This is a genomic window from Parafrankia sp. BMG5.11 (assembly GCF_004337455.1).
In genome coordinates this window covers 459,521-480,397 of sequence record NZ_SJXI01000001.1, presented here as the reverse complement: position 1 = coordinate 480,397, position 20,877 = coordinate 459,521, and the positions used below count along the sequence as shown (strand labels likewise).

Annotated in this window: 22 protein-coding genes, 1 tRNA gene and 1 pseudogene; 14 read left to right on the top strand and 10 right to left on the bottom strand. The window is 65.0% G+C overall.

Annotation, left to right across the window (positions count from 1 at the left end; genetic code table 11):
- The first annotated feature begins 17 nt into the window (after window positions 1-17).
- The 9 genes from E0504_RS02345 to E0504_RS02305 all read left to right on the top strand — a co-directional run bounded on the left by E0504_RS02345 (window position 18) and on the right by E0504_RS02305 (window position 10,610).
- The gene (locus E0504_RS02345; protein ID WP_131621492.1) at window positions 18-2,375 is read left to right on the top strand and encodes a chemotaxis protein CheA; all 2,358 of its coding nucleotides are present in this window, start codon (window positions 18-20) and stop codon (window positions 2,373-2,375) included.
- Window positions 2,372-2,809: a chemotaxis protein CheW gene (locus tag E0504_RS02340; protein ID WP_131621490.1), complete on the top strand. Its 438-nt coding sequence runs from the start codon at window positions 2,372-2,374 to the stop codon at window positions 2,807-2,809. The genes E0504_RS02345 and E0504_RS02340 overlap by 4 nt, the downstream gene beginning before the upstream one ends.
- A gap of 63 nt (window positions 2,810-2,872) precedes the next feature.
- Window positions 2,873-3,238: a PleD family two-component system response regulator gene (locus E0504_RS02335; RefSeq protein ID WP_131621488.1), complete on the top strand. Its 366-nt coding sequence runs from the start codon at window positions 2,873-2,875 to the stop codon at window positions 3,236-3,238.
- A gap of 10 nt (window positions 3,239-3,248) precedes the next feature.
- Window positions 3,249-4,355: a chemotaxis-specific protein-glutamate methyltransferase CheB gene (cheB, locus tag E0504_RS02330; RefSeq protein WP_207912099.1), complete on the top strand. Its 1,107-nt coding sequence runs from the start codon at window positions 3,249-3,251 to the stop codon at window positions 4,353-4,355.
- Window positions 4,352-5,203 (top strand): protein-glutamate O-methyltransferase CheR, encoded by an 852-nt coding sequence (locus tag E0504_RS02325; RefSeq protein WP_207912098.1) that lies wholly within the window; start codon window positions 4,352-4,354, stop codon window positions 5,201-5,203. The genes cheB and E0504_RS02325 overlap by 4 nt, the downstream gene beginning before the upstream one ends.
- An 83-nt stretch (window positions 5,204-5,286) precedes the next feature.
- Window positions 5,287-6,801: a bifunctional diguanylate cyclase/phosphodiesterase gene (locus tag E0504_RS02320; protein ID WP_207912097.1), complete on the top strand. Its 1,515-nt coding sequence runs from the start codon at window positions 5,287-5,289 to the stop codon at window positions 6,799-6,801.
- Window positions 6,798-8,153, top strand: a complete 1,356-nt coding sequence (locus E0504_RS02315) for a methyl-accepting chemotaxis protein (RefSeq protein WP_207912096.1) — start codon at window positions 6,798-6,800, stop codon at window positions 8,151-8,153. Before E0504_RS02320 ends, E0504_RS02315 begins: the two co-directional genes overlap by 4 nt.
- A gap of 166 nt (window positions 8,154-8,319) precedes the next feature.
- Complete coding sequence (locus E0504_RS02310) at window positions 8,320-9,810, top strand: NAD(P)/FAD-dependent oxidoreductase (RefSeq protein ID WP_131621486.1); 1,491 nt, start codon at window positions 8,320-8,322, stop codon at window positions 9,808-9,810.
- A gap of 35 nt (window positions 9,811-9,845) precedes the next feature.
- Window positions 9,846-10,610: a molybdopterin-binding protein gene (locus E0504_RS02305; RefSeq protein WP_131621485.1), complete on the top strand. Its 765-nt coding sequence runs from the start codon at window positions 9,846-9,848 to the stop codon at window positions 10,608-10,610.
- A 104-nt stretch (window positions 10,611-10,714) separates the two neighbouring features.
- On the opposite strand, the gene rplA is transcribed toward E0504_RS02305, so the two are convergent.
- From rplA to E0504_RS02280, 5 genes are all read right to left on the bottom strand, one after another.
- On the bottom strand, window positions 10,715-11,410 hold the full coding sequence (gene rplA, locus E0504_RS02300) for a 50S ribosomal protein L1 (protein ID WP_131621483.1): 696 nt from the start codon (window positions 11,408-11,410) through the stop codon (window positions 10,715-10,717).
- A 4-nt stretch (window positions 11,411-11,414) separates the two neighbouring features.
- Window positions 11,415-11,846: a 50S ribosomal protein L11 gene (rplK, locus tag E0504_RS02295; protein ID WP_131621481.1), complete on the bottom strand. Its 432-nt coding sequence runs from the start codon at window positions 11,844-11,846 to the stop codon at window positions 11,415-11,417.
- Window positions 11,847-12,063: 217 nt separating this feature from the next.
- Window positions 12,064-12,600, bottom strand: a complete 537-nt coding sequence (gene nusG, locus E0504_RS02290; protein ID WP_131621479.1) for a transcription termination/antitermination protein NusG — start codon at window positions 12,598-12,600, stop codon at window positions 12,064-12,066.
- Window positions 12,601-12,628: 28 nt separating this feature from the next.
- Window positions 12,629-12,823, bottom strand: a complete 195-nt coding sequence (gene secE, locus E0504_RS02285) for a preprotein translocase subunit SecE (RefSeq protein WP_131621477.1) — start codon at window positions 12,821-12,823, stop codon at window positions 12,629-12,631.
- A 518-nt stretch (window positions 12,824-13,341) separates the two neighbouring features.
- Window positions 13,342-13,417 (bottom strand) — tRNA-Trp (locus E0504_RS02280).
- Between the two features lie 73 nt (window positions 13,418-13,490).
- Here E0504_RS02280 and aat point away from each other — a divergent pair.
- Window positions 13,491-14,204, top strand: a complete 714-nt coding sequence (gene aat / locus E0504_RS02275; RefSeq protein ID WP_131621475.1) for a leucyl/phenylalanyl-tRNA--protein transferase — start codon at window positions 13,491-13,493, stop codon at window positions 14,202-14,204.
- 35 nt (window positions 14,205-14,239) lie between these two features.
- Here the strand turns inward: aat and E0504_RS54010 are convergent.
- The 4 genes and pseudogenes from E0504_RS54010 to E0504_RS02255 all read right to left on the bottom strand — a co-directional run.
- Window positions 14,240-14,413, bottom strand: a pseudogene (locus E0504_RS54010) (DUF2155 domain-containing protein); the annotation flags it as partial.
- A 224-nt stretch (window positions 14,414-14,637) separates the two neighbouring features.
- Window positions 14,638-15,051, bottom strand: a complete 414-nt coding sequence (locus E0504_RS02265) for an NADH:ubiquinone oxidoreductase subunit NDUFA12 (protein WP_131621473.1) — start codon at window positions 15,049-15,051, stop codon at window positions 14,638-14,640.
- 40 nt (window positions 15,052-15,091) lie between these two features.
- Entirely contained in the window at window positions 15,092-15,571 is a 480-nt protein-coding gene (locus E0504_RS02260) for a DUF192 domain-containing protein (RefSeq protein WP_131621471.1), read from the bottom strand.
- A complete protein-coding gene (locus E0504_RS02255) occupies window positions 15,568-16,122 on the bottom strand; it encodes a regulatory protein RecX (protein WP_131621469.1) in 555 nt (184 codons plus the stop codon). Before E0504_RS02255 ends, E0504_RS02260 begins: the two co-directional genes overlap by 4 nt.
- Window positions 16,123-16,274: 152 nt before the next feature.
- Here E0504_RS02255 and E0504_RS02250 point away from each other — a divergent pair, with 152 nt between their 5' ends.
- From E0504_RS02250 to E0504_RS02235, 4 genes are all read left to right on the top strand, one after another.
- Entirely contained in the window at window positions 16,275-17,996 is a 1,722-nt protein-coding gene (locus tag E0504_RS02250; protein WP_207912094.1) for a fatty acyl-AMP ligase, read from the top strand.
- A gap of 102 nt (window positions 17,997-18,098) precedes the next feature.
- Window positions 18,099-19,307: a toxic anion resistance protein gene (locus E0504_RS02245; protein WP_131621466.1), complete on the top strand. Its 1,209-nt coding sequence runs from the start codon at window positions 18,099-18,101 to the stop codon at window positions 19,305-19,307.
- Window positions 19,308-19,320: 13 nt separating this feature from the next.
- Entirely contained in the window at window positions 19,321-20,103 is a 783-nt protein-coding gene (locus E0504_RS02240) for a hypothetical protein (protein ID WP_131621464.1), read from the top strand.
- Window positions 20,103-20,408, top strand: a complete 306-nt coding sequence (locus tag E0504_RS02235; protein WP_131621462.1) for a polyhydroxyalkanoic acid system family protein — start codon at window positions 20,103-20,105, stop codon at window positions 20,406-20,408. The genes E0504_RS02240 and E0504_RS02235 overlap by 1 nt, the downstream gene beginning before the upstream one ends.
- 7 nt (window positions 20,409-20,415) lie before the next feature.
- On the opposite strand, the gene E0504_RS02230 is transcribed toward E0504_RS02235, so the two are convergent.
- Window positions 20,416-20,856 carry a DUF2721 domain-containing protein gene (locus E0504_RS02230; RefSeq protein ID WP_131621460.1) on the bottom strand — a complete coding sequence of 147 codons (441 nt, stop codon included), beginning with the start codon at window positions 20,854-20,856 and terminating at the stop codon, window positions 20,416-20,418.
- Window positions 20,857-20,877 lie beyond the last annotated feature (21 nt).

Here is a 20,877-nt window from a genome sequence, read left to right as displayed (position 1 = left end):
AGGCTAAGGGGGCACCGATGGACGATCTGCTGGGCGAATTCCTGGCCGAAACGCGCGAGATGCTGACCGCCATCGGCGGCGAGCTGGTGGCGTGGGAGGCGGACCCGTGCGACCGGGCGCGGCTCGATGCGATCTTCCGCTTCGTGCACACGGTCAAAGGCAACTGCGGGTTCTTCGACTTTCCGCGCCTGGAAGCGCTGAGCCACGGCGCGGAGGACGCTCTTGCCGAAGTCCGCGCCGGCCGGCGATCGGTCAGTCCGCGGCTGGTCACGGCCGTGCTGGCCATCATCGACCGGATTGCCATCATGGTCGACGCGATCGAGGCAGGCGAGGAATTGCCTGCCAGGGGCGACGACGTGTTGCTCGCCGCGCTGGAGCCCGACAGCAACGACGCCGCGGACCTTGCGGACGACAACTTGTCCGATAACGACGGGGCTCATCCAGCCAGGGTTTCCGGGAGCGCGCAGCGCTCGATCCGCCTGCCGGTCGGCCTGCTCGACGGGGTGATGGGCAGCGTTTCCGATCTCGTCCTTGCCCGCAACGACCTCGCTCGCCGGTTGCGCGATGCGGGGGTGGATCCATCCGTCCACGGCCCGTTCGAACGTCTCTCGACAATTCTCGACCAAGTTCGCGAAGCGGTCACCCGCATGCGCATGCAACGCATCGAACACCTGTTCGGCGCGCTGCCACGGCTGGTGCGCGACCTTTCTGCAGAGCTCGGCAAGCAGGTCATGATCGATCTGGAAGGGGCTGACGTCGAACTGGATCGCGAGATGATCGAGATGATCCGCGATCCTCTCACGCACATCATCCGCAACGCCATCGACCACGGTATCGAACGCCCGTCGCAGCGCTTGGCGGCCGGCAAGCGCGAGATCGGCACGCTGCATATCGCGGCCCGCCAGAGCGGTAACCGGATCATGATCTCCATCAGCGACGATGGCCGGGGCATCGACGGCGCACGCCTGGTCGACAAGGCCATCGCCGCCGGCGCCCTGTCGCGGGCGGACGCGGAAACGCTCGACGAAACAGGGCGCCACAGCCTGATCTTCGAGCCAGGCCTGTCGACTGCGCTGGAAGTCACCTCGGTCTCCGGTCGAGGCGTCGGCATGGATGTCGTGCGCGCCAACATCGAGCGCGTGGGAGGTACGATCGAGGTCGGCAGCACGCCGGGAGAAGGCACCCGCATCGGCCTCAGCCTGCCGCTGACGCTCAGCATCATTCCGTCATTGACGGTCGGGGCTGGAGGACACCTGTTCGCACTGCCGCGATCATCCGTGGAAGAGATCGTGCACGGCGGCGCGAGCCATATCGACTTCGCTCGCGCAGGAGACCGCGTGCTGGTTACGGTGCGCGGCCGAAGGGTCGCCTGTCTGTCGCTTGCCGGCCAGCTTGGCCTCCCTGACCCGGCAGATCCTGAAGCCAGCACCCTCGTCCTGATCCGTCTGGCGCACGGAGAGCTATTCGCGCTCGCGGTCGATCGCGTATTCGATCACGAGGAACTGGTGATCAAGCCGCTGGCGCCGGCGGTCATGGCCACCGGTATCTATGCCGGCAGCACGTTGCTCGACGATGGCCACCCCGTCCTGATGCTGGACATTACCGGAATTGCCCGCAAGGCCCGGTTGCTTAGCGAAACCCAGCGGCGCAGCCGCGTCAGCGAGGAGCCGAGCGCGAGCGAAGCGGCGCGCGGTACGCCGGCGCTGCTGTTCATTGGTCTCGGCGGAACCCGCAAGCTGGTCCGGCTCGGCACGATCAACCGCATCGAACGCGTGTCCGCCGATGCGGCCGATCTGTCCTCCGATCCGCCACGCGTCGTCATCGGAGACGCGCTGTACCCGCTCGCAGGCGTCGATGGCGCCCTTCCCGAACACGGCCAGTTAAGCGTGCTGCGCCTAGGTGATGGCGACAGCGAGATCGCCTATGCCATCGACTGGATAATCGATACGGTCGAACTCGTTGGCGAGATTGCTCCCGCCCGCACCGCCGGCGCCGCCGAAGGTACGGCACTGGTCGATGGATTGCCCGCCGAGGTGCTCGACACGCATTGGCTGTTCGCCGGTCTGGCCGCTCCAAGCCGGGCGTTCGATCCCCCGCTGTGTCGTTTGCCGGCCAACGATCCCTGGGCCCGCACCATCCTGGCACCCCTCGTTGAGAGCGCCGGGTACAAGGTGGTCGACGAAACCTTTGAAGGAACCGCGGACGTGGCCATCGAGACGGAAGGCGGATCGGCCGCAACGGGCGAGCGATCGGTCATCAAGCTGTATTCCGACCCTGCGCAGGCAGAACAGCTGCCGGGCGCGCTGTACCGCTACGACCGTGCCGGTCTCATCGCCGCGCTTTCCGCCTTGCGTAGCGGGAGGGCCGCCGCGTGAGCGAGCTCGTGGTCATTGTCGAAATCGGGCATCGGCGGGCGGCACTTCGCACCGGTGATGTCCAGTCAGTCGTGGAACTGGAGGCAATTTCAGTGGTCCCCCGGGCGCCGGCGTTCGTCCTTGGCTTGACGGCATTGCGCTCGAGCACGCTGACCGTAATCGACGCGGCAGCGGCGATCGGACTTCCTCCGTCCGGCATGCCCGCTCCGGGCACCCGCGCGGTGATCGTCGACCAGGCAGGGCACCGCTATGCCCTGGTGGTGGATGCCATCGATGACGTCGCCGCGGTTCTTGGGAATCCCGCCGCCGTGCCCGGTGATGCGGGTCCCGGTTGGGACCGGGTCAGCGCCGGGCTGATCGAAACCGACCGCGGACCGGCTGTGCTGATTGATCTGGGAGCTTTGCTCGCAGGACCTTTGCAGACCGCCGCTTAATCGGATGGTTACCGCTCGCCCGTAGCACCGCAGACAAAGCAAAAAAACAGGATCGCCCCGACCATGAAGCACTGCCTGATCGTCGATGATTCGCGGGTTATCCGCAAGGTTTCACGGCACATCCTCGAGGAACTCGGGTTTGCCGTCGACGAGGCGGAAAATGGGCGCGAAGGCCTCGACCGGTGCAGCGAAACGATGCCCGATGTCATCCTGCTTGACTGGAACATGCCGGTGATGAGCGGGATCGAATTCATCGTCCAGCTCCGCCAGCGCGAAGGCGGGGACCGGCCCAAGGTGGTCTTCTGCACCACCGAGAACGATGTCGCTCACATCCGCGAAGCGATCAGCGCCGGCGCCGACGAATACGTCATGAAGCCGTTCGACCACGAAACGCTGCAGATCAAACTCCAGCTGGTCGGTTTTTCCTGAGGCTACGCAGGTGGACCCGCTGGCCCCGCTGACCGGACCGCCCGGGATCGGTCGCGGATTTGTCCGCGATGCAATCCGGGTCATGATTGTCGACGATTCGCTCGTCGCCCGCACCGTCTTGTCGCGCATTATCGAGGCTGAGGCCGATTGCGAGATCGTGGCCAAGGCGACCACCGGAGAAATGGCGATTGCGCGACTGGCGGAAACGCCGGTCGACGTGATCCTGCTGGATCTCGAAATGCCTGGCATGGGCGGCATTGGGGCCCTGCCCCGCATCCTCGACCTGGCGGGTGCCGGACAGGTACTGGTCGTCTCGTCCCTGACTGCCGCGGGCGCCGAGCATACGCTGCAAGCACTGTCGATGGGGGCCGCTGACACTCTCCTCAAGCCTCGGGCCGGCGAATTCGATGAGGGATACGGGCGCGCGCTGATCGGCAAGATCCGCGCACTGGCAGGCCGCGCCCGCCACCCCGCGCCATCGGTCGTCCGAAGCATGCCCCTGGCACACCGCCGCCGGGAAGCCGGCGTGCCGCAAGCGATCGGCATCGGCGCGTCGACCGGCGGAATTCACGCGCTGTGCCTGCTATTGGCGGCACTGCCGCGATACTGCGATTTGCCAATCCTGGTGGTGCAGCACCTGCCTGAAAGCTTCATGGACACGCTGGCGCGCCAGCTGGCCGCGGCATCGGGCCGCCCGGCGGTGGTCGCGGATGCGGGCACACCGGTGCAGGCCGGACGCATCCACGTTGCGCCCGGCCATGGCCATATGGTCGTCCGGCGACAGGGACATGAGATGGTTACCGGCATTTCCCATCACGCGGCACCCAGCGGCTGCACACCCTCGGTCGATCCGCTGTTCGAATCGCTCGCCGATGCAACAGGCGGGCAAGCCATCGGTGCGGTGCTGTCGGGAATGGGCCGGGACGGAGCGATAGGAGCCGCCCGATTGGTGGCGGCAGGGGGAACGATCTTTGCCCAGGACGCGGCCACCTCCGCCGTGTGGGGCATGCCCCGCGCGATTGCCGATGCCGGATTGGCCACCGCGGTCTTGCCGCCCGCGCAGATCGCCGCGCGCATCGCTGCCATGGCGCGAAACATCGAAACGACCCGGGCGTGAGCGAAGTCTCTCAACGCATCATCGCCGACCTGCTGTTCGCGCGGACGGGTCAGCAGTTGACCGCCAGCCGCCGCTGGCGGATCGACACGGCACTGGCCGGGATTTTCCGCGAGCGTGGCTTGTCCAACCTCGATCAGCTCGTCTGCCTGCTGGCCGACGCGCGCGAGGAGAAGCTCACGCACGAAGTCGTCGAAGCGCTGCTGAACAACGAGACCTATTTCTTCCGCGATCGGCTGATGTTCGATCTGCTCGCGTCGGAAGTCCTGCCCGATCTCGCTAGCAAAAGAGCGGAGACGCGGAGGTTATCGATCTGGTCCGCCGGTTGTTCGACGGGGCAAGAGGCGCTGTCGCTTGCGATGCTGTTTGCCGACCAGCCGCAGCGATGGCAGGGATGGCGGATCGACATTCTGGCGACCGATATCTCCAGCCGCGCCATCGAAGCCGCGAAGCGCGGTGTTTACTCACAGTTCGAAATTCAGCGCGGATTGGGCGTTTCGCAGATGCTTTCTTGGTTCACCGAGACGCCAGAGGGCTGGCGTCCGCGCCCCGAACTCAGCCGGCCGATCCGGTTTCAGCGCCGCAACCTGCTCGACGCGCCGCCAGACCCGCAGCGGTTCGACCTGGTTTTGTGCCGCAACGTCTTGCTCTATTTTGCAGCCGTGAACCGTGAAAGAGCACTTGGGCGCCTGGCCGCGGCAACTGCGCCTGACGGATGGCTGATGATCGGCGCAGGCGAAACGGTGACCGGTCATTCGGACGCGTTCTCCGCTGCTTGCGATACCAGCGGGCTGTACCGCCGCCTTCCGCGCAGCGCGCCTCAGCCGGTAAAACTCGGAATCGGAAGGTAAATTCTGGCTTAGCGGTTCATTAGGCAATGCACGTTAGGCATCTTCCCCGGCGTCTGTTCTGGGGTGACGCCGGGGGGAATCTGGTGAACGCACGAGACAACACGTCTGCTCTCGGTCCGCGTGTGCTGGTGTTCGCGCCGCTGATCATCCTGTCGGCCATCTTCGGCATGTTCGCGGGCTTGCTGCTTGTCGGTGCGCAGATCGATCACATCGCCACGACATGGATCGCCGCCATATGCATTGCCATCTACGCGGCTGCGGTTCTCGCGCTGGGCCGGTTCGGCCTTACGCACGTCATCCGGCTGGAAGATCTGAGCCGGACGGACAGCCTCAGCGCCCTACCCAACCGGCGCGCGCTGCATGAAGATGCTGTGCGGCTGGCAAAGCCCGGCGAGGAAGTGGCGGTCGCGCTGATCGACCTCGACGGGTTCAAGCTGGTCAACGACCATTATGGCCACGTCGTCGGCGATCAGGTGCTGATCGAGGTGTCTCATATCCTGCAGGAAATCTGCATGGGTGAAGCGCGCTGCTATCGTCTGGGCGGAGACGAGTTCGCGGTGCTCAAGGTCGGCCCCGTGGCGGGCACAATTCTGGAAGGCATTTGCCGCACCCTGATCGAGCGGTTGGGAGCGCCGATTCCGCTTGAGGATCGGCGCATCCTGCTTGGCGCAAGTGTGGGCCTGTCGCGTTCGACGGGGCGCGATAGCCTAGGCTCATCCGAATTGCTGCGCCGGTCGGATGTCGCGATGTACGCGTCCAAGCGCGGCGGCAAGATGCGCTGCACCTGGTTTTCCGACGACTTCGACCGAAGCCGGGAGGCGACGCAGAAGATCGACGAGGAACTGCGTGGCGCGCTGGCCAAGGGCGAATTCACGGTTGCTTACCAGCCGCTGGTCGATGCCCGCAGCGGCGAAGTCGTCGCGGTGGAATCACTGCTCCGCTGGGACCGTGCCGACGGCAAGAAGATCGGCCCCAACATATTCATTCCCGTCGCCGAGGAATCCGGCCTGATCAACGGGATCGGCCTGTGGGTGATGGAGCGGTCGTGCCGGGACGCACTCGCGTGGCCGACCATCAAACTCTCGGTCAACATCTCGGCCGCTCAGCTCCGGAATCCGGAATTCCCCTTCCAGTTGGGCCAGATCCTCGAGGAGACAGGGTTTCCGCCGGAACGACTGGAGCTGGAAATCACCGAGACCTGCCTGGTCATCGATCCGGTGGTGGCGGAGCGCTGCCTGAACGTGATCCGCGATTTTGGCGTGAGCATCTCGCTTGACGATTTCGGTACCGGGTATGCCTCGATCGGTTTCCTGCGCCAGTTCCGGTTCGAGAAACTGAAGATCGACCGCTCGCTGGTGACGGATGCCCAGAGCGACGAGGGCAGCCGCGCAATGATGCTGTCGAGCATCTCGGTCGCCCGGGCCATGAACATGGACGTGACCGCCGAGGGGGTCGAAACCGAAGAGCAGGCCGATCTGGTCCGCGCCGCGGGGTGCGATCAGATCCAGGGCTGGCTGTATCACAAGGCGATGCCCGCCGATCAGGTGGCAAGGCATCTGGGTAAGCCGGCGAAACGCACGGCAACGAGGGCAGCATGAACGCAATCACGACATTCGAACCGGGAACCCTGCACGCGGAAATCGCGAGCGTGACGCTGGGCGACGAAGCGGTTCACCGGGAGGTATCCCGCCAGCCGCTGCCGACCTGGTTCAACAACCTGCCGCTCGATCGGAAGTTCAAGCTGCTCGCGGGGCTGCCGCTTGGCGCTCTGACATTGATCGCGTTCTCTTTCGTCGCGGTTCTGAACGCCAGCGCCGCCCAGAGCGCCCTGCCCGTGATGCTCGCCATCGTCGTGCTGTGGGCGGCTACGCTGGTGCTGACCGGCCTCGCCTTGCGACGCAGTCTGATCGACACGGCGATGCCCCTGCGTCAGCTCACCAGTGACATGGCCGACCTCGCGAGCGGCAACCGCGGCCATAAGCTGCGCTACCTCGACCGGGCGGACGAGATCGGGGACATGGCGCGGGCATTCGAGGTGTTCGTGAAGTCGGGTTACAAGCTCGACGAGATGTTCGCGGATCGCAAGAAGGCGCGCGAGGAACAGAAGCGCATGCTCCTCCAGCTCAGCGCGGATTTCGATCGCGAAGTGAGCGACGTGGTCAATGCCGTGGCTTCGGCAGCCGCTCAGCTTGAGGGCGCCGCCAGTTCGATGGCCACCGCCGCGGAGCATGGGGCCGATCAGATCGACATCGTCTCGCGCTCCATGACGGAAGCGTCTTCCGGCGTGTCTGCCGCCGCAGCAGCCAGCGACGAGTTCGCCATGTCCATCGGCGAGATCAGCCGTCAGGCGGCGCACTCCGCCGTGCTGGCGCGGGAGGCGACGACCGCGGCGGAACAAGCGGACGGAACGGTCAAGGCGCTCGCCTGTTCGGCCGACCAGATCGGGGAAATCGTCGAACTCATCGGCTCCATCGCGCGGCGCACCAACCTGCTGGCGCTCAACGCGTCGATCGAGGCCGCGCGCAGCGGCGAGGCGGGCCGCGGGTTCGCGGTGGTGGCCAGCGAAGTCAAGGAACTCGCCGCCCAAACCAGCAAGGCGACCGAAGAAATCGCCGCGCAGATTCGCGCCATGCAGAACTCCACCGGTGACAGCGTCAGCGCGCTGCAGGCCATCTCCGGTCAGGTGCAACAGCTGGAGGCGACGGCCGTATCGATCGCTTCGGCGGTCGATCAGCAGTCGGTCGCGGGTCAGGAGCTGGCGCGCAACATCGATACCGCGGCGCGGGGTACCGGCGAGGTGAGCGCCAACGTCGTGCACGTGCGGGAAACCGCGCTGGCTACCGGGGCCACCGCATCGCAGGTCTTGAGCTCGGCAAGCGAGTTGAAGCATCAGGCATCGACGTTGCGCCACAAGGTCGACGGCTACCTTAGACACGTCCGGGCGAGCTGAGCGCAGCAGCCCACAACGCGGTTGCCACTTACTCGGCCGGCGCGCCGGCCCGCCGTTCCATTCTCCGCCAAGGCAACCCCCGCAAGCTCGCGTTTTGCGCGCGGGAGTGAATCGTTGCACCTTGAAACGGAAAGGCTTACGTTCGCGTCAACCAGGAGAGAGAGTGATGAGCCTGACCGCGTGCGACCACGACGTGCTGATCGTCGGCGCCGGGATATCCGGCATCGGCATGGCTGCTCACCTGGAAATGATGTGTCCGCATCGCAGCTATGCCGTGCTCGAAAGGCGATCCGATCTTGGCGGTACCTGGGATCTCTTCCGCTACCCTGGCATCCGCTCCGACAGCGACATGCACACGCTCGGGTTCAAGTTCGAACCCTGGAAGCACGAAAAATCGATCGCTGATGGCCCTGCGATCCTCGATTATCTCCACCGGATCGTTGACCAGCGCGGCATCCGCGACAAGATCACCTATGATAGCAAGGTCATCGCCGCCGACTGGCGTTCGGATGAAGCCTGCTGGCATGTGACTTACGAGCAGGGCGGCAAGCGCGCCACGACCACGGCCAACTGGCTGTACCTCGGCACGGGCTATTATGATTACGACGATCCGTACGACGCCGGCTTCGATCTGTCGCAGTTCGAAGGGCAGGTGATCCACCCACAGTTCTGGCCCAAGGACCTCGACTACAGCGGCAAGCGGGTCGTGGTGGTCGGCTCTGGCGCGACTGCCGTGACCATCGTCCCGGCCATGAGCGACCGCGCCGCCAAGGTGACGATGCTCCAGCGCACGCCGACGTGGATGTTCTCCCGCCCGGCGAAGGACGGAATTGCCAATACGCTGCGCAAATACCTGCCGGAAGAGCTCGCCTACCGCATCACTCGATGGAAGAACGTGCTGCTGCAGGACGTCGCCTTCAAGCGCGCCCGCTCGGCGCCCGAAAAGGTGAAGGAGGCGCTGCACAAGCGGATCAAGAATTCGCTTGGCGACCGATACGATGCGGCCACCTGGACCCCGCCTTACAACCCCTGGGATCAGCGACTGTGCCTAGTGCCGGACGACGATCTGTTCACCGCCATCCGCGAGGACAAGGCCGAAGTCGTCACCGGCAATATCGCGGCATTCGAGAAGGATGCGGTTCGGCTGACCGACGGACGCCGCATCCCGGCGGACATCGTGGTCACGGCAACCGGTCTCAAGCTGGCCGTCGCCGGCAAGATCGCTGTCAGCCAGGACGGCGCGCCGGTCGAGTTCAGCGAGCGGTTCTATTACAAGGGCTGCATGTTCTCGAACCTGCCGAACTTCTCCGTCGTGTTCGGGTATCTCAACGCCAGCTGGACCTTGCGCGCCGACATCAATTCGGAATTCGTCTGCAAGGTGCTCAACCACATGGAGGCGATTGGGGCGAACGTTGCCGATCCGGCGCTGCCGGAAGACCACGGGCTGGTCGAGGAAGACCTGTTCGACTTTTCGAGCGGTTACATCCAGCGCAGCAAGCACATCATGCCCAAAAGCGCGGTCAGCCTGCCATGGCGGTTGAACCAGGACTATCGCTTCGACCGCAAGGCGCTGGCCACCTCGCCCATCGATGACGGCGTGCTCAAGTTTGACCGGGCGGCCACGTCCACCGGACAGCAGCTTGAGGCGGCCGAGTAAATAGGCAGAACCCGGAAATCGCCTAGCCCGCGCAGATGACCACCCCCGATCGCATCTGGACCGCTGCGCTGATCGTGATCGGCGACGAGATCCTGTCGGGCCGGACACACGACAAGAACATCGCCCAGATCGCCAGCTGGCTGCAGGTGCAGGGCATCCGCCTCGCCGAAGTGCGGGTGGTGCCGGATGTCGAAGGGCGGATCGTCGAAGCGGTGAATGCCCTGCGGACCCGCAACGATTATCTGTTCACCACCGGAGGCATCGGCCCCACTCACGACGACATCACGGTCGATGCCGTGGCCGCCGCGCTTGGCGTGCCGGTGGTGATCCATCCGCAGGCGCGGGAAATGCTGGAGCGGTACTACACCGGCCGCGGCAGCGCGCTCACCGATGCGCGGCTGCGGATGGCGCGAGTGCCCGAGGGCGCCGAACTGATCCCCAACCGCATGTCCGGTGCCCCCGGGATTCGCATCGGCAACATGTTCATCATGGCCGGCGTCCCGCATATCACCGCGGGCATGCTCGACGCGCTGACCGGCACGCTGGAAGGCGGCGCACCGCTGATCGCGCGGACCATCGGCTGCTGGGTGGCGGAAAGCGAAGTCGCTGACATCCTGCGCGCGGCTGAGAAGAAACACGAAGGGGTGCAGATCGGCAGCTACCCCTTCTTTCGCGATGGGCGGGTCGGAGCGAACTTCGTGGTCAGATCGACCGACGAGGCGGTACTGGCGGACTGTGTCGCCTCACTGACGGCCGACCTGCAGCACGCCGGCTACGCGGTTCATCCCGAAGAGATCTAGCGACCGCCAGCGACAGTGGCCTCGCGATTGCCGCACGGCACCTGACGACATAAAAAAGGGCCGGCGGATCGCTCCGCCAGCCCCTTATTCCGTCAACCGAGGACTCAGGCGTTCTCGATGTCAGCGATGTCGAGCTTAAGGCCCGGTCCCATCGTGCTGGTGAGCGAGACCTTGCGCAGGTACTTGCCCTTGGCGCCGGCTGGCTTAGCCCGCACGATCGCCGAGGTGAAGGCCGAGAAGTTGGTCTTCAGGTCTTCATCAGAGAACGACAGCTTGCCGAGCCCTGAGTGGATGATGCCCTGCTTCTCCACGCGGAATTCGACCTGGCCGCCCTTGGCGTCCTTCACGGCCTGTTCGACATTCGGGGTCACCGTGCCGAGCTTCGGGTTCGGCATCAGGCCCTTGGGACCGAGCACCTTACCCAGACGCCCGACCACGCCCATCATGTCCGGCGTGGCGATCACGCGGTCGTAGTCGAGATTGCCGGCCTGCATGTCTTCCATCAGGTCTTCGGCACCGACCTTGTCCGCGCCGGCGGCGAGCGCCTTGTCGGCGTTGTCGCCACGCGCGAACACGGCGACCTTGACGGCCTTGCCGGTGCCCGAGGGCAGCGACACCATTCCGCGGACCATCTGGTCAGCATGGCGCGGATCCACGCCCAGGTTCATCGCGACTTCGAGCGTCTCGTCGAACTTGGCGCTGGCGTTCTCGCGCAGCAACTTGAGCGCAGCGTCAAAGCTGTACAACTGGTCGCGGTCGATCTGCGAAACGGCTTTCGCCTTCTTGGTCTGCCTGGCCATCGTCTCAGCCCTCCACGACTTCGAGACCCATCGAGCGGGCGGAGCCTTCGATGATCTTGGTTGCCTGTTCAACGTCGTTCGCGTTGAGATCCTTCATCTTCATCTCGGCGATCTCGGACAGCTTCGAGCGAGCGATCGTTCCGGCCGAAACCTTGCCCGGCTCCTTCGAACCCGACTTCAGGTTCGCAGCCTTCTTGATGAGGAAGCTGGCAGGGGGCGTCTTGGTGACGAAAGTGAAGCTGCGGTCGCTGTAGACGGTGATGACGGTGGGGAGCGGAATGCCCTTTTCCATCTCGCCGGTCGACGCGTTGAACGCCTTGCAGAATTCCATGATGTTGACGCCGCGCTGACCCAGGGCAGGGCCGATCGGGGGCGACGGATTGGCGGTGCCCGCGGGCACCTGCAGCTTGATATAGCCGTCGATCTTCTTGGCCATGATTGGCCTCCTTTCTCACTGTCGCCGCGCTGGACAGGGCCAGCGCAGCTCATGGTAAGCGGTCAAACGAGAAGCTCCGAAAGAGCTCTCTCCCGCGTGGAATCCCGGTGCTGATGCGTGGGGAAGGCGCGCCCCTACTCAAGTGTGGGCGCGTATGCAAGGTTATCGGCTCAACGACGCCTGGGACGCCCGCGACGCCGTGATCAGATGCGCCGGCTCACTTGACCAGTTCGACTTCCTCGAACCCCAATTCGACCGGGGTGGCGCGGCCAAAGATCGATACGCTGACCTTGACCCGCTGCTTGTCGAAGTCGAGCTCCTCCACCAGGCCGTTGAAGCTGGCGAAGGGACCGGCATTGACCTTTACCTGATCGCCGATCTCATAATCGACGCTGACCTGGCGCTTGGGCGCTGCCTTGGCTTCTTCCATCCCGCCGAAATAGCGCGCGGCGTCGCGCTCGGAAATGGCCTGCGGCTTGTTGCCGGAGCCCAGGAAGCCCGTGACCTTGGGGGTGTTCTTGACGAGGTGGTAGACGTCGTCGGTCATCGTCAGCTTGGCCAGGACGTAGCCCGGCATGAACTTGCGTTCGACCTGGACCTTCTTGCCGCGCTTCACCTCGGTCACGGTTTCGGTCGGCACTTCGACCGCTTCCACCGCTTCGGACAAGCCCAGCCGTTCCGCCTCGCTGATGATCGCGTCGCGAACCTTGTTCTCGAACCCGGAATAGGCGTGGATGATGTACCAGCGAGCCATACTTGCGTCTGAAGTCCCGTGAAAAGCGTCAGGCGAGCGACAGCAGAAAGCGCATGATCGCGCCAAACAAGGTGTCGACACCCAGGAAGAAGACGGAGAGGATCACCATCATGATCGCCACGAAGATCGCGGTGCGAACCGTCTCTTCACGGCTCGGCCAGACGACCTTGCGCCCTTCGGCGCGTACCTGGTTGATGAATTCCGCCGGGCTGGTCTTGGCCATGATAACGTCAGCTCTCGCTTCGATTTGGTTGCGCGTTTTCCGGGAGAGGCCCCCCTATTCCAGATAGGACTTGCCGCCGCCCCGGTTCAAGTGCCGGGATGGCAAGCAATGCTCATCTGTCGGAAAAAGCGGGACCGCCATTACGGCGGGCTGACAGCAAAAGCAAGCGAGCGACCCGGGGGCGGCCGCGCGCCATTTTCAATCGGTGCCGTCAGCCGCGCCCGAACAGGCGCGCCAGCAGGCCCGGCTCTTCCATCGGGCGGATGGGGCCGTACATCTGGTGGCGCGTCGATGCGTCATGAAAGGGACGCGGGTGCACCCAGGAATCAGGGCGGCTGCTGCGGAAAGAGAGACCAGACATATAAATTCCTCCAAGAACCGTTTGCCCTCCGGTTGTCGCTGGTAACGCTCGCTTCAACGCCGCGGTTCCGGGACTAACTAAAGCTAACCCGCTGAATCCGGCGCAGAAGCCGGTTCATCCAGATGGAGAGTGACACTGACTAAGGTTTGGGAGAAATTGGCAGGGGTGACAGGATTCGAACCCGTGGCCCTCGGTTTTGGAGACCGATGCTCTACCAGCTGAGCTACACCCCTGCGCTGGAGAGCGCGCGCTGTAGGTGCAAATGCGTTGCATCGCAAGCGGCCAAACCTTGTTAGGATTGGCGCAATGCACGCCCCCGCCTCTCCGCCGGTCATTCCCAGCGATCTGCTCCTGCTCGCATACCGTAACGGCATCTTTCCCATGTCGGATGGGCGCGATGATCCGGAAGTGTTCTGGGTCGAGCCCAAGATGCGCGCGATCCTGCCGCTGGACGGGCTGCACGTCTCGCGGTCGCTGGCCAAGAAAATCCGCAAGGACCATTTCCAGGTCACCTGCAATGCCGCGTTCGACCGGGTGATCGAAGAATGCGCTCGCCCGCGGATCGACCATCCGGACAGCTGGATCAGCGCGCGCATCATGGCGAGTTACCGCGCTCTTCACGATGAGGGCCACGCGCATTCGATCGAATGCTGGCGGGCCGGTGATGAAGCGCCCGAACTCGTCGGGGGCCTCTACGGCGTGCAGTTTGGCGGTGTTTTCTGCGGCGAGTCGATGTTCAGCCGCACCGACGATGCAAGCAAGGTCGCGCTCGCCTGGCTGGTCGGATTGCTGAAGCGGGGGGGATCAGTCCTGCTCGACTGCCAGTTCATGACCGAGCATCTGGGCTCGCTGGGCGCGGTCGAAATTCCGCAACCTCGTTATGTGGCGTTGCTCGAAGACGCGGCGGGTGTCGGCGCGGCTTCGCTCCCGGCAGCATTCGGTGCACTCGACGAAGCGGCCGCCGGTTTAGACTCGTCGCCCGGAAAGCTCATCTTACAGTCCTTGACCCAGACGTCGTAGATCGGGTGCTCGACCACGTTCAGGCTGGGCGATTCCTTGAACAGCCAGCCTGAAAACTGCTTCGTCCAAGTGTCGTTGTCCCCGGCTCCGCGGACAAAAACCTGGGCGAAGGCGCCTGTCTGCTTGGGAAACTCCCACGGCGCCGTTCGCTCGCAAGCAGCCAGGCGGACGATGACGTTATCCCACCGCTGCGCCTCGCCAGGCTTCATGGTGAAATCGCGCGACAGGTTGTTCCGCTTGTTCAGCACCCCGATCACCGCGACGCGGTCCTTCATCGGGCTGCCCTCTCCGGCATCGAACGGCCGAACGGACTGCGTGCTGCGCAGATCTTCCGGAATATCGGTTTCGACGGGTCGCGGCGCCGGCGGACCTTTCGAACAGGCGCCCAGCGCGATGAGCGCCGGTGCCATCAGAGCGACCTTGAGCGACATCGTCAGGCTTCCGGGTTCCACGCTTCGTAGTCACCGGTCGCCGCCGCGCGCCGCCCACCCCGCTCCAGCGCCCCTTGCGGACGATATGCCTGGAGTGTGCCGGTCGCGTTGGGGGAGTGTTCGGCCTCCCAGATGCGCGCGGGCGGAAGGCGGCTTTCGGGCACGCCGTCGAACTGTCCGTGCAGCCAACCGTGCCATTCGGGCGGCACGTTGCTGGAATCGTTCGCGCCCGAGTAGATCACCCAGCGCCGCTCGCTACCCGCGAACGGCTGGCCCGGTTTCACCCGCTTCTTGGCGCGAAAATACCGGTTGCCGGCCAGATCGCTGCCGACCTCCTCGCCATTGAGGGCGCTGAACAGCGAGGTGCCGATGGTCGCACCGTTCCACCACGTGAAGATTTTGGAAAAGAAACCCATGGCCGGCGCGGTTAGCCGATTCGCGCACCAGCGCCAAGCGCTACCACGAGACCCGTGCCCCCGGCCCGATGCCGAGTTCGGCGGCGCGGCCACCGGGGATTTCCAGCACGGCGCTCGACAGGCCGACCGCCCCCACGGAAGCCAGCGAATACGGCGTGGTGCGGGCGGCGATGTTCAGCACCCGCCTGTCCGGACCGATGAAGATGATGTCGAGGGGCAGCGGCGTGTTCTTCATCCAGAAGCTGGGCACATCGTTCGGCTGGCGAGGAAAGATCATCCCTTCATCAGGCCCAAGCTTGGTGCGGAACATCAGCCCCTGGGCCTGCTCTTCAGCGCTGCGAGCAACTTCGACCTGAAACGTGTGGCTCCCCTGGGGGGTGATCACCGTCAGCGGAACGACCGGCAGGCCCGACACCGGGTGGGCTGAGGCGACTGTGGGCGCCGAACCCGCCTGTGCCGCAGGCTGGGGGGAGCAGGCAGCGAGCGCTGTTACGGCGGCTGCGGCGATCATGCGTTTCATGGGGTTTCCTCGGGCTCTGCAGCCCACTGCTCGGCCGCGGCGATACTTGGAGCTTCGATTACCGCGCGCGCCGCGTCAAAGCCATGGCCTGCGCGCAGCATCGCGGCGAGTTGTTTCTGGCGCAGGTCACGGTCGGACGGCGGACCCCACGGCCCCAGCCTGCGACGGGCGGCAAGCGCGATCGCGGCGCGGCGTTCCTCGCCCTTGTCAGCCCGGATTTCCTCGCGCAACTCCGCCGCGATCCCGTCCGCGTTCAACGCCTGGGCGACCCGGCGCGGGCCGTATCCCCGGCGCAGCAGGCGGCCGCTCTTGGTGCGGGCGTAAGCCTCGTCGTTCAGATAACCCAGATCGACGAACCGCCGGGCTATGGCTGACGGGTCGGCGGATCGTTCACCGTCCCAGCCCCGCTCCCGGACCTTGCGCACGAGGTAGGCCTCGAGCTTCGCCTCGCTGGTGGCGAACCGCGCGACATACGCCAGCGCGAGTTCCTCCAGCCGCGCGGGGTCCAGCGGGCGGGGTTTGCGCGGGCGACGGGAGCGGTCATCTGGCATGGTTCGCCATATTCGTGCCACACTGTATCACGATTGGGAAATATGAACCATACGGGGGTTGGGACGCGCACCGGCTCGAACCGCGGGCGATAAGCGCCGGGACTGGTGCGCTGACGACGGGTTTCTCACCAGACATGACAGATACAAACCAGATGCAAACGCCGAACGACTGCCCCCTGCCCCGCCGGCGGGCCGACTTTGCGACTTTCGCGGAGGCGATCGATTACGCGGCGCGCAGTGCCAAGGGGCTGAATTTTCACGACATGCGCGGGGATCTTGAACGTCCCTACTCGTTTCGCGAGATGCGCGACGATGGCCTCGCGATGGCCCGGCGTCTGGTCGCCGCCGGCATTGGCAAGGACGATCGCGTCGCCCTGATCGCGGAGACGAGCCCCGAATTCGCCGCGCTGTTCTGCGGGTGTATCTATGCGGGTGCCTGGCCAGTGCCCTTGCCGCTGCCGACGACGTTTGGCGGCAAGGAAGGCTATATCGAGCAGCTGGCGGTGCAGCTTGAAAGCGCCGATCCAGCCATCCTGTTTTTCCCCGCAGAGATCGGTGAGATGGCGCAGGCCGCGGCCGATCGGCAGGGCTGCAAGGGTGTAAGCTGGGAGAATTTCGCGCGGGCCGATGCGCCGGATTGCGCTCTTCCCGAGGCGCAGCCGGACGACATCTGCTACCTGCAGTACTCCAGCGGCTCCACCCGTTTCCCGACTGGCGTTGCGGTCACTCACCGCGCGCTGCTGCATAACCTGTGCGGCCACGCCACCGGTGTGGACCTGGGCACGAACGATCGGGTGGTGAGCTGGCTGCCGTGGTATCACGACATGGGGCTGGTCGGCTGCTTCCTGTCGCCGATCGCCAATCAGGTGAGCTGCGACTACCTCAAGACGGAGCACTTCGCGCGGCGGCCCCTCGCTTGGCTCGATCTCATCAGCCGCAATCCCGGCAACACGCTGAGCTATTCCCCCACGTTCGGGTACGACATCTGCGCGCGGCGCATTTCCAGCCAGAGCCAGGTCGCCGAACGGTTCGACCTGTCGCGCTGGCGGACCGCAGGCAACGGGGCGGATATGATCCGGCCCGACGTGATGCAAAGCTTCGTCAATGCGTTCGCGCAGGCCGGGTTCAAGGCGAGCGCGTTCACGCCGAGCTATGGCTTGGCCGAGGCGACGCTGGCGGTGACCGTCATGCCGCCCGGCGAAGGCATCCGGGTCGAACTGGTCGAGGAGGAAGCGCTGTCAGGCGCCCCGCGCGATCTCAGCCGCCCTGCGCGCTACCGGGCGATCGTGAACTGCGGCAAGCCGCTTCCGGGAATGGAAGTCGAAATCCGCGGCGAGCAAGACCGGGTCAAGGGCGACCACCAGATCGGCAAGGTGTGGTGCCGGGGCGAAAGCGTGATGCACTCGTACTTCCGCAATGAGGAAGCGACCAACGACTGCCTGGTAGGCGGATGGCTCGACACCGGGGACATGGGTTACATGGCGGACGGTTATCTGTTCATCGTCGGACGGGCGAAGGACATGATCATCATCAACGGTAAGAACCACTGGCCGCAGGACATCGAGTGGGCGGTGGAGCAGCTTCCCGGCTTCAACCACGGCGATATCGCGGCTTTCTCGGTTGAATCGGAGAACGGTGAGGAGGTGCCCGCGGTGCTGGTCCATTGCCGGGTGTCGGACCCTGAGGAACGGGTCCGTTTGCACGACCAGATCCGCGACAAGGTGCGCTCCATCACCGGCATGAACTGCGTGGTTGAACTGGTTCCGCCGCGCACCCTGCCGCGCACCAGTTCGGGCAAGCTGTCCCGCGCCAAGGCCAAGCGGCTGTACCTCTCGGGCGAAATCGAGCCGATCAAGCTGCTCGAAGCCGCCTGAAGTCCGCGCACAAAAGGTTCAACCTCGCGTCTGGCGTGCTAGACGGGCTTGAAACACGCGCTACCTGTTTTATGTAGCTAACACAGCGTGCCGAGAGGACCCATGGCCGAAACCCAGACCAAGACCGCCACCGCGACCGAATTTGAACTGACCCCGCCCGATCCGGTGCCGGTCGTTTCGGCTGAAAAGGCTGCCGGTCTGGTGCCGGTGGGAGGCGACAAGAAATCCAAGCTGGAGGAAAAGGCCGACGCATTCGTCGCCGACCTCGTGGCGCAGGATGCCAATTCGCCGGAATTCGGGCGAAAGGTCGACCAGATCACCAACATGGGCCGCAAGGAGATCATGGCGGCCGCCGGGCATTCCAACCGGTTCCTCGACCGGCCGGTCCGGGCGATGGACAAGGATGAGGGCGTCGGCGCGAACCTCGCTGAACTGCGCCGGGTGGTGGAGGATCTCGATCCCGGCCGGCGCGGGGCGAAAAGCGGGCCGCGCAAGATCCTGGGCATCATCCCGTTCGGGAACAAGCTGACCAATTATTTCCGAAGCTACCAGTCCGCGCAGACTCACATCCAGTCGATCCTGGGCAACCTGGCCAGCGGCAAGGACGAGCTGCTGATGGACAACGCCGCGATCGACGTCGAGCGGCAGAAGCTGTGGGAGGCGATGGGCAATCTGGAACAGATGATCCACATCTCCAAGACGCTCGACGAGAAGCTGGAGGACAAGGCCAACGAACTCGACGCGACCGACCCCGCCAAGGCGCGGGCGATCCGCGAAACCGCGCTGTTCTATGTCCGCCAGCGCACCCAGGACCTGCTGACCCAGATGGCGGTCAGCGTGCAGGGGTACCTGAGCCTGGACCTGGTCAAGAAGAACAACGTCGAGCTGGTAAAGGGCGTCGACCGCGCCAGCACCACGACGGTCGGGGCGTTGCGAACGGCCGTCACCGTGGCCGAGGCGATGACCAATCAGCGGCTGGTGCTCAACCAGATCACCGCGCTCAATTCCACCACCGCCAACATCATCGACAGCACATCGAAGCTGCTGCGCGAGCAGACCGGCAAGATCCACGAGCAAGCCGCCGCCAGCACGATCCCGCTGGAAACGCTGCAGCGCGCCTTCCAGAACATTTACGACACGATGGACGAGGTGGACGCGTTCAAGCTGCGGGCGCTGGATTCGATGAAGCAGACGGTGACCACGCTGTCAGGCGAGGTCGAACGGTCGAAGGGCTACATCGCTCGCGCCGAAGGGCAGGCCAAGGCGGCGGCGCAAGTCACCGAATCCAAGCTGCTGAGCGTCGAGAGCTAGAGGGAATAGCCGCTTGGCCAACCTGACCCGCGATACCGATCGAGCGCTGGCCGAAGCACGCCGGGTGCGTGACGACAACCGCGCCGGCGGGCGCCACCGGCGTGCCGCGCAGGCATCCATCGGGCGCGAATCCAAGCGGATGAAAAGCCGCCATCTCGGCAAGAAAATCCGCAACATCCTCATCGCGCTGTTCGCGCTGTGGATCGCCAGCGGCGTGTTCGGGACGATCGTGGGCGGCATCGGCTTCATGGGGGTCATGGCGCTGATCGTGGCCAGCGTGGTGGCGCTGGTGGTGCTGACCAAGTTCCCCCGGATGAAGGTGCCCCAGCGCGCCGACCTCGCCCGCGCAACCGATGCGCAGCAACTGGTCGGCCGCACCGAACTGTGGCTGGAAGCGCAGCGCCCCGCCCTGCCCGCCCCGGCCGCCGACATGGTGGGCAAGATCGGCGTCCAGCTCGATGCGCTGGGCCTGCAGCTCGGCGGCATCGACCCTGCTCACCCCGCCGCGCACGAGGTCCGCACCCTGGTGGGCGAAACCCTGCCCGAAGTCGTCGACAGCTATCGCCGCATCCCGCAGCACCTGCGGACCGAACAGCGCGCCGGCGCTACCCCGGACGACCAGCTCGCCGGGGGCCTCAGCAAGATCAGCGACGAGATCGACCGGGTGACCCGGCAACTCGCCGAAGGATCGCTCGATGATCTGGCGATCAAGACCCGCTACCTCGATTACAAGTACGGCGAGGGCGACGTCGCCCTGCCCGCTGCCCCGATCTCCCCAGCCAAGGACCCCGCCTGATGCGCGTCGCCATTCCGCATACGCTTGAAAACGACGTGGTGCGCGATCGGCTCAAGTCGAAGAGCCACAAGATCGCCGACAGCATTCCCGGCGGCGGGACGGTTCGGACCATGTGGCCGAGCGAAAACCGGATGACGATGGACATCATGGCGATGGGCCAGACGCTGCATGCGCACGTCGATCTGGAACCGGGGCAACTGGTGTTCGAAGTGCCGCTGCCGGCGGCGCTGTCGTTCGTCGAGCCGATGATCGCCAGCGCGATACAGTCGCAGGGCAAGAAGCTGCTGGCGCCGCCCAAAGACTAGAGCCGCGCTAAAGCGGCCGCTCGTGTTCCAGATATTCCGCCGGGATGCGCAGCGCGGCTGAGGCGGTCTGCGTTTCGCGCAGGAACAGCACCAGCGCCCACATCAGCAGGCCGATCGAGGCCATGAAGGTGCCGGCGGCCACGCGCTGCAGGTCCACACCCGCCAGTTCTTCCAGAAACAACAACGCCACGGTCAGTCCGATCGCGAGGCTGCCCACGACCAGGCTGCGCATCGAGCGGCCGATCAGGTTGATCCGCCGGTCGATCATGCGGATTTCGCGCACGACCATGTCGTGATCGGCGCCCTCGGTTTCCGCATTGCGGCCTTGCAGCGCACGGCTGCGATCGACCACCCGGCTGAGCCGGGTGGACAGCAGGTTCAGGATGTTGCTGATCGCCACCAGCACGAACACCGGCGCGAGCGCGAGTTGGATGGTCTGCGCGATCATGTCCGCCGCAGATAGGACCCC